We start from the raw sequence: 12,684 nt of genomic DNA, 5'->3' as shown, positions 1-12,684 counted from the left end.
TTGCTGCATCAGTTTAAGTTGATGAGAGTCGTTCCTTGAATCTGATCTGATAGCTCTTCTATGAAATGATGGGCTATGATTAATTGTGCCGGTTCATGAGGAAGTTTTTGAATTCTTTTCATGATTTCGATTTGATCTTTGATGCTATGTTGACCCAAATGAGCCAAGGGCTCATCGTGAATGACTAGTTGTAAGTTAGGGTGTGTTCTAGCGTGCTCAAAAGCTAAAAGGCATGTCATTCTTCTTTTTTCTCCGGCAGAGAGAGAAGCAAAATTCCTTGCAGGATATACCTGCAGCGCGGATAGATTTCCTTGAGCTTCTTTAAGCTAATTGGTAATAAGTTCATTTCGTTTCTGACGCATGTCCAGCAGTAAAGGCTCCATCTTTTTTGGGACAATCGGATGCAGGCCTTCGATAGCAAATTTGGTGTCTTGTCATAACATTTAATCGACGTTTAGGGTGCTGGTAAGGACCTAAACAGGCCATGCTGATCAGCCGTTCTTCCGAGCTCTGTTCATTCTTCACTTGATCGTGGGAAAAAACAAGTCGATTTATTCTGTTAATTTTTTAACTTCTAAGTTGGCCACCGATGCGCTATTAAAAATAACCAATATTAGTGGTATTATGACCAAAAAAGGTGGTTAATATGTTAGAGTGTCTATTTGGCAATGCTGTTATTGAAAAAATATTATTCTATCTTGTGGTCAATGAGGAGTGCTATCCATCGCAGCTTAAAGAAGTTTTTCAGATGCCACTATTCAGTTTTCAAAGGGGATTAGCAAGACTGGAAAAGGGGGGTATCATAGTAAGTCAACGAAAAGGCAAGACCTTGTTATACCAATTAAATCCACGCTATCCCTTCATCAAAGAATTAAAACTATTTTTAGAAAAAGCCTATGATGGATTTCCTCAAGATATCCGCGATAAATACTATGAGCAGATAATCAGAAAGTGCCCAAGATACAAAGGAAAGCCATTATGATTGGGAAAATATTAGCCTCAAAGCATTCGCCGGTTATGTATCAGAGGAGCTGAGAAAGCGAGGTATTGACGTTATTCTTGTTGGCGGAGCTTGCGTGACCATTTATTCAGAAAACCGCTATCAATCGTACGACTTGGATTGTGTAACGTATGAAGACATGAAGAAAGTCAAGAAAGCCTTATTAGATATAGGATTCATTGAAAAAGTGCGGTATTTTCAATATCCGAAGTGTCCTTGGTTTGTTGAATTTGTGTCTCCGCCGGCAGCTGTAGGAAATGAGTATGTGCGTGATTTCGGAAGTGTCGAAACACGCTTTGGTAAATTAAATTGTTGCGCCCTGTAGATAGCGTGAAAGATCGATTAGGAGCATTCTATCATTGGGATGATCGACAAGGATTAGAACAGACTATCAATATATGTTTGGAACAAGCTATTAATCTTTCTGAAGTTGAGCGTTGGTCCGATTCTGAAGGCTTTTCAGAAGAATACGAGATATTTTTAAAGCGCCTCAAGAACGCTAAATAAGAAGATTAAGATGTTAAACAATTTATTTTGGCGATATTCGTCTTTGTCTGGCCACGAATTGAACATGTAGACATCTTGCAAGAATACCTTGCAAAGTGGGATAGTTTTCTAAAAACTCTTTAAGAGCTTTTGTGAAGTGCTTAGAGAATGTGGGTCTTAGAACGAATGCCCTCTTAAAGGGTCTTTTGTAAAAATGTGTTCGAACAGATTTTTAAATCGTAGATAGCCCTTCTCATCTAGCTGTCCCGCTTCGCAGAGTTATTTCCAGCGCGTTTCAAAAAATGAAATGGCCTTAATTTGACTCAAGGCTAATCTTGGGGTTACCTGAATCTAGTGCGATCGCTTTCCTTAAAGTCAATAAGCAGCTTTGAATCACACCCATGTCAAGGCATGTGATGCCATGTGATGTATTGATAAGCTCTAAAGACAGGATGCAAGCTAAGCTCCAGAGTGAAAAATAAGCAGCCTTTTTTGCCTTCTCCAATGGCAAGTGAGCATGTTTTCATACTAATTGGCGAATTTCTTATAGGAAACAAACAGCAAATCACGAATGCATTCTGATAGATAGAGGCATCTGTCTGAGCCCTCTCCAATTCTAAAATGCGGTCCCAAAGTATCCCTGCAACTTTATAGAGATTTTCTCAGATATGTCAGAGGGAACAAGGGAGAAATGAAGGTATTTGCCTTTGAAACGTTTTCAGGTGGCTATTTTCGTGATTGTTTTTGTTTGAAGCGAAGAAAAAAGGGGAAAACCGCTTCCATAATAACCTGAGGAAGGGGGGGGCTTTTCTGGCAGATTCTTACGATTTTAATTGGATGGTTCATTTGTTGGATTTGAACCCTTCCTTGTATTCACAACCACTTTTCTTTGTGCTTTATAGATTCTTAAAAAGCAGCAAACTTTAATTTTAGCTTGTTTTTTGTGAGAGTTTTTTTGACATAGGGTTGATATAAATTAAATAGCTTAAAAGTATTTGTGAGTTATTAGGATGCTCGAAATAAGCTAATTAGATTTGGGTTTTTAGAGTTTATTAAGAGCGATTTATTTCTTCGTTTTCACTGTATAATAAGCGATGCAATTTGGTTTTGGCTTGTTTTTAATGTTGCGTTTTTTTAGAGATTGTATAAGAAAAACCTAAACAGCTAATTGTTAATTAAGCGCGGCTTCATGGACTCTAGTTTTAAAAGAATTTATAGCAATTTAAGTTGTGTGGCAAATGAGTGAATTTAAGGTAAGATAAAATTTTATTTTTAAGGCGTTTGTTTTGTTAATCAGACCTGCATTTAAAATTTTACTGTTGATAATTATTTTTTCTTGACTTCTATCAAGAATTTCTCAAAATGTATAAGCAAAATTAAAATTTAACTCTTACTAAGGTGAACTAAAATGATGGCTGTACAGCTAATTACTTCGGCATGGGCTTGGTTATCTTCTAATGCATCGACATGCACTCAGTCGCAAGCAAAAGATCCACAGGTGAATTTTGACAACTCATCCACAGAAACGGTTAAAAGCCAGTCGCTAGTGGTACAGTTATTTAAACAGAGTGTTTCTCATACGCTTATGCTTTTGGGAGATGAAGCAGAGGTGAAAGGCGCTAAAGCATGGATGGTACTTAGAAGGAGTGCAGTCCGTGAATGTTACGACTTTGCATTACGCTTTTTTACTTTTCATTTCACACAGGATTCGACTTTAGTGACAAATGAAAAGAAATGGTCGGAAATTTTTAGTAAAATTGAAGGCATTATTGATAGGAGTATTAAGGAGATTGTGACGTGTAGCGACGATGTCTTTCGAGGCTATTACGTTACAGAAGGCATGCCTCTAAGCTTGGCTAAAGAAAAGGGAGAATCTCCTATTCCTTTTGTCAATATGAGTGAAAATGTAGCTATTAGTAAGGCAGGAAATTATACAGAGTTTTTATGCGAGGTGTCTTGTGATAGAACCCCATATTTTTCCAAGATGAAAGATCTTGATAGTACAATCATGTGCACAATAGTTAAGAATGGGGTATTTTATGAACTCCCAGATCAAGTAGAAGAGTTTATCCAAGGTAAAATGAAGAAAATTTGCGATAAATATTGAAGAACACTTGAAGTCTTAGAAAAAACTTGAAAAATATCCATTACAACGATTAAAAAAAATAGTCGATAAAAAAATATGGTGGCTTTGTGATTTCTTTAGAAAGGTACGACTTTAATTTAAACATCCTTCCTCCTTTAAACTTTGATGAAAATAAAGATGTAGTTTCAAGTGAAGAGAAAGAGGAATTTCATTTCATTCATCAGCAAAATGTAGAGATAAACACCCCTACTCCTTCCGATTTAAATCAACCGTCTTTAAACTCGGGTGAAGGCGGCGACGTTTTCTTTAGTGAAGAAGAACAATTTGAGATAACCAGAAGCTACCATTTTGATCCCTCTCCATCTTTAAGCGTCATTGAAAAGTACGATGCAATTTTAAACCAAAAGAAAAAACTTTTTATTTTAAATCACAAAAAAGAATTTGAAGATACTACTTTTTCCTTGGAACTTGCCAGGCTTGGCATCAATTTTGATGTAGATGAGTGGATAAATAACATGTTTGATCGCAAAAAAAGGATTCGATTGATAGATGTGGAAAAGATGGTAGACTCTGAGAGAATGTCTGAGAGAAGGAGGAAGGAATCTGAGTATGAAAGGTGGCTGTCTGAACAAAAAGAAAAATTTCCTAATCCACTCAGCATGCGGCTTCCAGCGCTTAAATGTATTAAAATTTATAAAAATTATGTGAAAGAGAAGCGGATTAACCGATTAATGGATATGTGTTCTTCTTTATTAGATATAAGGAAGCTTATTTCTACTGGTTTGAAAATAAAAAAACGCTGGAAGGAATTTGTTGAAATGCTTACTAGCTGTAAGCCTTTTTTATACGGAGCTGCTGGTTTTATTTTGAAAGGGTGCAAAGGGTACAGTTTTGGATTAATTAATCCTACTCTTAATTTGAGTGGAACATTAAACATTGGGGCAAATGAAGCTAAAATAAAGGAAATCTTTCAATCCCTCACACAAGCTATAAACACTCTTCACGAAAAAGTTTCTAAGCTCAATGAAAAAAATCAGACAGGTCTTCAAGAGGATGCTGAAAGTTACAGAGATAAGTATTTTGCTGCTTTGGAAGAGAATAATGCGCTTTTGAAGAAGACTAATGCTGCGCAAGACAAGCTTATTGCCGAACAAGAAGAAGGAAAAGCATTAAGAGATAGAAATATTGAACTATTAGAAGATGCAAAAAAAAAATAAAGACTATTTTAGAAAAGCACATTGAACTTCAGGCTCAGAAGGCAAATGCCATTAAAGAGAAGCTTCTCTCAGCTGCCTCATCTGTCGTTTCCAACACGGGATATGAAAGAGAAAAAACTTTCAGAGGAAGAAAACGGGCTTATTCCCATCCTCACTTAGGAACGCCTATATTAGCTTACTAGATCGTTCTCCTACCTTCCTCACAGGATAGGTTTTAAGGTTATTTCAGCCTAGTAGTTTAATACATGGGATAAAGCTAACTTTCGTAAGAAATTTGCAATCAGTCGCTTTCCGAGCTCTGATTATTTTTTTATTCCGTTACCCATAGTTCGCTCGAACACTCACTATGAGCTTTAAAATCAGTCGGCCTAAAGGCCTCTCACAACATTCCGTATCCAAAGCACGGGCTGCTAGTTTCAATCGAATCTGATTCTTTTTATCCAAGCCCACCTTTTTGTTACGTCTATAAACTAAAGCGAACGCGCGCGTTAGAGGTCGGTAGACCGACTGATTTCAGAGTCAACAGTGACGTGATGGACATAATGAGTTGGAGATAAATGGGATAAAAACAATCAGAGCTCGGAGAGCGAGGATCAGATTGGTCACACAATAAAGGCCGAATGAGAGTGAACAACAAAAACTGTATGTGATTATGGAAACTCTTAAAACAAGCCATGAGGCACTATCTGTTTCTCATAGCTTGTTTTAAATAGAGAAAAATTTATTTTCCGTCTTGTTTGCTTTGTTGTGTGGTTGAGACGGAGGCAGGCCTTTCGGTTTCTTGATGGTGGATCGTTTCATTCAGAATGTCATGCTGCCGCTTGCCTTGCTTGATTTCATCGTGTTTGTAACCTTCATGTCTAATTTCTCGGCGCTCTTCTTGTTCATCGATGAGTTTTTTCTTCGCCTCTTGAGCGCGTTCTTGATTCATTTTCTTGGCTTCTAACAGGGATTCGGCTTCAAGAACGTTTTTGAGGATGACTTTGGGGTTTTCGGATAAAAGCTTGCTCGTATCGTTGGATTGCTCATCCTTGTTCTTGTTTTCGACGATTTTTGGGTTGTATTCATATCTTGTAGGTTGAGGAGGGGTATGGGATGTAGGTTTTTCATCCACTTCTTTTTTCTCGTGTTCTTTTTCTTTTTCCCTTGGAGCTAAATTGGGGGTGATATGGGTCGCAACAAAATCGTCTAAAATGTTTTTCAATTGATCACTGATTTCAGGATCAATAATTACGATACCGTACTGTTGAATTTGCCCGTTAGCATCTGTATAAGTGTGGGCTTGATTACGCACATGTTCAGCTTGATCTGCTTCAACGGCTAATGCAAGTCTTCCATCTTCTTGTTCAAAGATTGCATATACAGGCCCAATTTCGCTTGGATCCGCATTTATCAATTCAGGAGAGTTTGCTGGAACAAGTTTATCAATATACATGACCCCAGTTCTCTCTTTCGATATCCCAAATTGTCTCATGCGCTCGAATTGTTCATTCATGTGAGGATTGCTAAGAATCGTTTGAGTCTTAACTGAAGCTATGGCGGGATTGGTTTTTAAGGAGGTTGCTTTTAGAGATTCTGCTTCAATTGAAGATTGATTTTTAGAGGGGATTTTAACTACTTGATTGTTTGTAGAATTAGCGGATTTGGCTAAATCTGTATTATGCGTTGCCACATCAATTACAAAGGCTGTCCTACCTTGGATTGTGCCTTGCTCGTTCTGTTTAGCACCTTGTTGGAGTGGCTTTAAATCGTACGAACTTGTTGGGATATGTTTGTCATTAACATGCATATATCCTCGAATTTTTAGATTGAATATGTTTTACATGTTAGCCTAATTATAAAATATATTTGATAATTTAGTCGATAACTAATTTCTAATGATTGTTCGTTTAGTTATGAATTTGATATGTATCGAGATTGGAAATAATCGATATAAGAATTTATTTGTTAAGTCTGGGATATGAATAAATACCCCAGGCTCAATGTAAATTTTATTTTCTTATAAATGGATCTTGTGGATCAATCTTGTAACAATAGACAGGCTCACTGCGGCCTGTAACAACTCCTTTAGCAAACATCAAGGCACCTTTGCCATTAACCAATGTCTTATCTTCAAGGAAGGCTTTTGCTAGCTCGGATCCATCGGCTTCGTCACTAAGATAAACTTGCACTTTGGGATGTTTAAGCATAAAATCTTTGATAAGCTTGGCTGCTGTGGAAGTAATAACAGGCTCTTCTACGAGAAGATTAATGCTCTGTGTTAAAGGGCTCGCTTCAGCATCAGATAATGTTAATTTTAAATTTTGAAGATTATAAGTCCCATCCCTTAAGCGAATAGTTCCAGCTTCAGGATACCTAGAAAGGAAGTCATTTACAGAGGCGAGGTGGGGGTATTTTTTTAGTAAGATCTCAGGAGCATCCTTAACTTTTTTAAAGAGTTCAGGATTCTTCATGAATTCATCCTTGAAGGGCTCCTCAGTCAAGACTTGCTTTAGATTTTGATTGAGGAGGTTATACATTTCTTCATCGATTTGTCCTTCCTCTTTTAGCTCTTTCCAGCGCATTGCAAAGAACTCAGCGGCTTGGTCTAACTCTATGCTTAGCTTTTGGTTATCAGGAGTGAGTGCAATAGCTCTTCTTAAAGAAAGTAAATTGTCTCTAATCACGTTCATGTCTAAACAGGTGATGCCGTGATATCCATCCAATAAATACTTGGCAAAGTGAGAGCCGGAATGAAAGTACTTACTGAGTAGAAAACTATCGACGGCTGTTTTTACGGAGTCAATTAGTTTTCCTTCTTCTTCAAGCTGCTTTGTCTGGTGGCAAATTCTGGCTAATGCAAGAGAGTGAAGAGTATATAATGTGCGCGGGTTCATATCGAGGGGTTTTTCTTCTATCTCTGACCAACAGCGCTTTCTTGATGTGACAACCTTTGTGATAATAGTCTGTAAAGGTTTTGAGTTTGGCGGAAAATAGGGAAGCTTGGGTGAAAAAAATGTATTGGGGCTTTCAGGTTTTTTAAGGGAATCTGTTTTAGAAACTTTCTTGGTTTCGAGTGGAGAGGAAGGTGTCGGCTGGTTTTCTAAAACTTTTTTAGCTAAGTGAGAGTTTCCACCATTTGTGGGTAGCTCTCCGTGGCTTGATGGCCAATTGGGCTGCAGTGGGACACTGATGGGTCCATGAATGCTCATTGTATAACCTCTATTTAATGTTAACTTTATGAAAGTTTAACAAAAGATTAATTTCTCATGGTTTTTTTGACAAGTTTTTACTCAGTCTGAATAAGTTATACTATCTTCTAAGATCATTTTAACGTTGATTTTATTTAAACTTCAAATTTATTTTAGTGTTTTAAGAAAGATTGGTTTGCATATTGCCTGTTCTTCACTATGTAATTCTATTATTATAGATATAAAATTTCTTCTTAATGAATACATACAAGGAACTTTCTATTTAAGGCAAGATTTTTTGTTTTACACGCACTAACTTTGCTTTTTAACTCTTAAGCATTTGAGTATGCCCGGCTAAGGGGTTCACTTAACGCCGAAAAAGAGATATAAATCATTAGTTCTAAAACGATAATTTCAAACTCTTCTTCTTTACTTTTTGATTTTCCAAAAAGGTAGATGTTTTTGACGATAATTTCCTGTAATTTTATCGACTTTTTCGTGTACTTCTCGATCAATGATAATGATGTCATACTCCTGAGCTGTACTATTTTCATCTATAGCTGCGGTCTATATTCATAACGGCTTCAAAATCACACTCTTTAACGCCTAATGCTTTTTTGCCATTTTCTCTATCGAAAATCATAAATATGTGGCCATCGGTCAATTTGGGAGTGCCTTTTAAAGAGCCTGAAACAGATCCTGGTTGCCCTTGTAGTAATGGTTGGCTTTGTAAGGGAGTCGTTTTTGTACTTTCTAGAATTTGCTTTTTTATTTGGCTTTTAGAATTAATGCCAAATAGAATAAGGCCTTCAATTTCTATTTGATTGCGCCTTGCAAGAAATGTCTTTTCATCAAAAGCTATTGTTTTATCGTCATGAAAAGCTAATGTTAGAGTAACTAGATCATCTGCATTTCCCAACAACACTCTTAGATCCTGTCTTTCGACAATAAGATTTTTTATTAGGTAAACATTGAATATGAATAGATACCCCAGTCCCAATGGAAATTTTATTTTCTTATAAATGGATCTTGAGGATCAATCTGGTAACAATAGACTGGTCTATTATGGCCTGTAACAACTTCTTGGCAAACATCAAGGCACCTTTGCCATTAACCAAAGTCTTATCTTCAAGGAAGCTTTTACTAGCTTTTGAAAAAAAATAACTCTTTATAGCTTTTTTGCCAAATTTTGGCACAACAAAAGCAAACTGCAGTTTTAATATTGATTTTATTTGAATGCTGAATTTGATTTTTGTAATATTTATTTGTGTTTTGTTATATTGTTAATATATAATTATATTAGGAAATATAAAGATTATTTATTCTCTCGAGGGGGATATATGTCATTAGTAGGAAGTCATCAACCTATTCAGCCGCAACCTTTCATAGAAATAACGGAAGTGAGTCAGCCGATATCGACTACTCAACCGATATCGACGGAAGGCCTCCTAAATAATCATACGATTGTCATAACGGAAGAACCTAACCGTACAGATGCTAATGCAAGCCTTATTTCAAGTCAGCTACTTGGAACTGAAATGGGTGAGAGTCTGGTTGAAATGAGCGATATTCATGCCACTACTTTAGATGGTGGGAGCCACCTTGTTGATAAAAGAATGGATCAAATTGTAAGTGGACGTTTTCAAGGCACCTTTGTAGTCGATGAAGAATTTGATTACCGTTCTGATGATGATGGGTATGAATCAGATGTTGATAGTTACGAACACCTTTCTTATTCTAGCGACTCTGAAGATACCGATGTGGATAATCCAGAAAATGTAGATAATCTGTCATTTAGTTTTGTGGATCCAAATAGCATTTATGATCGCCACGGGGAGAGTGGAGAAGGAAATCTACTTGAAGGAGGAAATCGACTCGAAGGTGAAAATCCAAAGCCTGAAAGCAATGAACGCCTGGAAGGTGGAGGAGAGCGAGTTCAAGAACGAAATCTGGATGAAGTGAATCCAGGTCAGGTTGAATTGGGCTTAAGACAGGCGAATGCGGTGCCTTTGAAAGTAGGTGAAGGCGAAGTTAATGATATTGGCCAGCGAAATGATATTGATAGTGATGTAAAGGTACCTCCACAAAAAATTTTAAGAAACGCGATTGCTTTAGCCAAGCAGACACCAGGCTTTGAGAATGCAACCGTTAAGGTTAAATCGAGCTTGGATCAAGAACTGCGTAGCGATGATGCAACCTTTAAGGTAGAAACTGCAGTAAACGATAAGGGGGTCTTGCTCTATAAGGTCAGCGTCGACTATACGATTGAATTGAAGGGAGACAATGACGAAGTCATGACCATGACTTTAAACCGCGTCTTTTATAGCAACGCCGCCAATGAAAAAGAGGCTCTTTTGGCGATCTATAACGTTGCCAAGTCAGTTAAGCAGCAAGCTACAGCCGACAATTTGCCCGATGGCTCTTTGGAACAAGGAGTCTTTAACATTTCCCTGGCGCGCGATCCTAAAACCAAGGCGATAACAGGTATAAGAAGCATTAAGAGTGAGAACGGCATTGATTTCACACCACGTACCTCTGGAAAGACAACTTTTGGTCGCGACATCGATGAAAGGGGACAAGTGAGACTGAGATCGGCTAAGGAAGGCGAAGTAGAAGAGGGACATGCTTTGTCAAAGCAGACTCGCTTACTCAGAGCAAACATTCAATTCACCGATGTACCTATCCTTGATCGCCTCAAAAAACAAAAAATAGACACTAAGAGATATATCGACGATCAAGCCGATCGTACACGTCATTTAAACGATCAATTCAGTACATTAAAAGAACAGTTAGTCAAAGATGACCTTTTAAAATGGATTGTGAAGAATAAAAAGAATTTCAATACGCAAGTCGACAATATCCTGGCTGGAAAGGTTGATCCAAAAGGCCTGCCTCTTTCTGAAAAGATGCAGGAGTATCTCTCGCTAAGACAGCAGCATGTTAAAATTAAGCCCCTTGTCGAAGAGTTTACTGGCAATCGCGAAGCGCAAGAATCGTTGAAGCAGATGAGAGAAGATTTAAGGGCAGGCCGTGAATTAAAGCCTGAAGACAGGGATCTCATTAACTCTATCAAGAATAAGTTGGGTGTGAGTTTGGAGACTCCTTCCGATGCCGCTGCAATCAGGGCCTTGATGGATGGTGTAGAGGCCAAACAAAACGCTCTTCGCCGACAAATTGGAAGCCCTAATCCTGAAGGCAAGCTTGTGGAACTCGAGGCGGCTTATGCGGAGGCGAGGGTAGGGGCTCTTAAAGAGCATCAAGGCTTATTTGCGAACTTGGGTCAAATGCAAGATATTCAAAGAGAGTTGAAGGACAAAAAAAGTAAACTCGAAGAGCTGCGTGCAGCCATCAAGGCTGATGGTAACATGCCTACAGATGTTGCTCAATGGAGATTGGCGATGATTGAGGAGACGGTGGGCAAAATTGATGAGCAACTCGAGGCCAATGCGAAAGTTCTCAATGTAGAGAGCCATTTAGGCAAGCTCTTTGAGCAGGAAGTTGTTTCTACCCCGGTGCGTCAAACAGTCGTATCGTCCGCGCCAGATCAGATTGAATAGGTCTGGTCGCCTAACCGTTGGTTTGAAGATCGTTCTGTAAGGAATACGAGTGTTCAGGCTAACGGTTTTTTCATGCGTTAAAATGGGCTATCAATCAACAAGACTAGATGCCGATGGAAGGGGGCGCCAAAAGAAACCTTGGCAAAAAGCTGAAAAAGCCTATAGGATTGATCCGGCTAATCAAATTTGATCCTGAAAAATCATTCACATAAAACTAAGGGCTACAATGATATCATTAGAGAGGACAGATATTTTTTCTTTTTTTGGCAATTCGTATGAAGCTCTCACACAAGAATTACCTATTCCGCTACCGCGTGAAATATTCACAATCTGCCTTTCTTTTTTAGAAAAAGATTTAAATAATGTTAAATTATCTTGTCGCTCTTTCTATGTTCTTGCCCAAAATCCCCACTTACCCTTTTACAGTTGGATCCTGACTTCTCAGACGATTCGTCAAAAGGAGCTGGCTAAAGAGAAGCCCCTCATTACTTATGGGATGAATGGAGCTTCCGTTTCGCCTGAATACCATGTTGCGGTGATGAGAGCCTACGCCTGCAATCATTTGCGCAAGGCTGAGGGGTATTGCATCGTAGAAGACAAAAAAGCACTGCCAAAGGTGGAAAAGCGATCATTTCTTAAGATTAACCTTTCTTTTCTTAAAAAGAAAAGCAAAGGAGAGGCTCAACCTATCAAAATCAGGCAGGAGCAACCTTTGCTTGTGAAGGAGGCCTTCGTTGAGCATTTACTCTTAGCTTTAGATCAAGGCTATTCTCGTGCTCGTGATTTTGAGGAAAAAGCAGGCGTATGCGAGGAAGTTGAGAAAATATGTGTAGAGGGATTTGTTGTGCATAGTGGCTGGATTGAAGAAAATGGCGAGCATTATTTGAGTATCTTTAATCAAAGCCTTTCTATGTTGTTAAAGCAATTGAATCTTACGCGTGAAGACTTGCTCTCAACTATCCGGACAAAGAATCTATCTAAGCAGTTTTAAGTCTATACCATTTAAAAGATTTATTCTTTGCGTTCGTGTTTCAATCGAGAAATGGACAAGTTCAAATAGCAAATGTTAAACCGCATTGAAATTAATCACGTATAAGCAAATGATATTTATATTTAAAAGATTTGAGAGATGCATATATGAATTGTTTAATGACTTCAGGTAATACCT

11 protein-coding genes are annotated in these 12,684 nt (G+C 38.0%); 7 read left to right on the top strand and 4 right to left on the bottom strand.

Annotated features, from left to right (window positions below):
• Positions 1-8: 8 nt before the first annotated feature.
• Positions 9-239 (bottom strand): hypothetical protein, encoded by a 231-nt coding sequence (locus tag PNK_RS08415; RefSeq protein ID WP_059061459.1) that lies wholly within the window; start codon positions 237-239, stop codon positions 9-11.
• Positions 240-646: 407 nt separating this feature from the next.
• On the opposite strand from PNK_RS08415, the gene PNK_RS08410 reads away from it, so the two are divergent.
• The 5 genes from PNK_RS08410 (at position 647) to PNK_RS08395 (ending at position 4,789) form a co-directional block, all read left to right on the top strand.
• Entirely contained in the window at positions 647-982 is a 336-nt protein-coding gene (locus PNK_RS08410) for a winged helix-turn-helix domain-containing protein (RefSeq protein ID WP_032124126.1), read from the top strand.
• A 94-nt stretch (positions 983-1,076) separates the two neighbouring features.
• The gene (locus PNK_RS08405) at positions 1,077-1,325 is read left to right on the top strand and encodes a hypothetical protein (RefSeq protein ID WP_059061457.1); all 249 of its coding nucleotides are present in this window, start codon (positions 1,077-1,079) and stop codon (positions 1,323-1,325) included.
• A 5-nt stretch (positions 1,326-1,330) separates the two neighbouring features.
• Positions 1,331-1,507: a hypothetical protein gene (locus PNK_RS13480; RefSeq protein WP_158021764.1), complete on the top strand. Its 177-nt coding sequence runs from the start codon at positions 1,331-1,333 to the stop codon at positions 1,505-1,507.
• A gap of 1,387 nt (positions 1,508-2,894) precedes the next feature.
• The gene (locus PNK_RS08400; protein WP_059061455.1) at positions 2,895-3,593 is read left to right on the top strand and encodes a hypothetical protein; all 699 of its coding nucleotides are present in this window, start codon (positions 2,895-2,897) and stop codon (positions 3,591-3,593) included.
• Between the two features lie 86 nt (positions 3,594-3,679).
• Positions 3,680-4,789, top strand: a complete 1,110-nt coding sequence (locus PNK_RS08395) for a hypothetical protein (protein WP_059061454.1) — start codon at positions 3,680-3,682, stop codon at positions 4,787-4,789.
• Positions 4,790-5,510: 721 nt separating this feature from the next.
• On the opposite strand, the gene PNK_RS08390 is transcribed toward PNK_RS08395, so the two are convergent.
• The 3 genes from PNK_RS08390 to PNK_RS08375 form a co-directional block, all read right to left on the bottom strand.
• Positions 5,511-6,578: a hypothetical protein gene (locus PNK_RS08390; protein ID WP_059061452.1), complete on the bottom strand. Its 1,068-nt coding sequence runs from the start codon at positions 6,576-6,578 to the stop codon at positions 5,511-5,513.
• A gap of 202 nt (positions 6,579-6,780) precedes the next feature.
• Entirely contained in the window at positions 6,781-7,980 is a 1,200-nt protein-coding gene (locus tag PNK_RS08385; protein WP_059061450.1) for a hypothetical protein, read from the bottom strand.
• Positions 7,981-8,509: 529 nt separating this feature from the next.
• Complete coding sequence (locus PNK_RS08375) at positions 8,510-8,884, bottom strand: hypothetical protein (RefSeq protein WP_059061447.1); 375 nt, start codon at positions 8,882-8,884, stop codon at positions 8,510-8,512.
• A 415-nt stretch (positions 8,885-9,299) separates the two neighbouring features.
• On the opposite strand from PNK_RS08375, the gene PNK_RS08370 reads away from it, so the two are divergent.
• On the top strand, positions 9,300-11,516 hold the full coding sequence (locus tag PNK_RS08370; protein WP_032124134.1) for a hypothetical protein: 2,217 nt from the start codon (positions 9,300-9,302) through the stop codon (positions 11,514-11,516).
• A 226-nt stretch (positions 11,517-11,742) separates the two neighbouring features.
• A complete protein-coding gene (locus PNK_RS08365; RefSeq protein ID WP_059061445.1) occupies positions 11,743-12,507 on the top strand; it encodes a hypothetical protein in 765 nt (254 codons plus the stop codon).
• Positions 12,508-12,684 lie beyond the last annotated feature (177 nt).

Source organism: Candidatus Protochlamydia naegleriophila, assembly GCF_001499655.1.
Taxonomy (GTDB): domain Bacteria; phylum Chlamydiota; class Chlamydiia; order Chlamydiales; family Parachlamydiaceae; genus Protochlamydia; species Protochlamydia naegleriophila.
Note: the sequence above shows the minus strand (reverse complement) of the source record. Positions and strands in the feature narration are given on the sequence as shown.

Coding starts and splice junctions, on each gene's coding strand:
- PNK_RS08415 (WP_059061459.1), bottom strand. CDS start 239: ATGACATGCCTTTTAGCTTTTGAGCACGCTAGAACACACCCTAACTTA.
- PNK_RS08410 (WP_032124126.1), top strand. CDS start 647: ATGTTAGAGTGTCTATTTGGCAATGCTGTTATTGAAAAAATATTATTC.
- PNK_RS08400 (WP_059061455.1), top strand. CDS start 2,895: ATGATGGCTGTACAGCTAATTACTTCGGCATGGGCTTGGTTATCTTCT.
- PNK_RS08390 (WP_059061452.1), bottom strand. CDS start 6,578: ATGCATGTTAATGACAAACATATCCCAACAAGTTCGTACGATTTAAAG.
- PNK_RS08385 (WP_059061450.1), bottom strand. CDS start 7,980: ATGAGCATTCATGGACCCATCAGTGTCCCACTGCAGCCCAATTGGCCA.
- PNK_RS08370 (WP_032124134.1), top strand. CDS start 9,300: ATGTCATTAGTAGGAAGTCATCAACCTATTCAGCCGCAACCTTTCATA.
- PNK_RS08365 (WP_059061445.1), top strand. CDS start 11,743: ATGATATCATTAGAGAGGACAGATATTTTTTCTTTTTTTGGCAATTCG.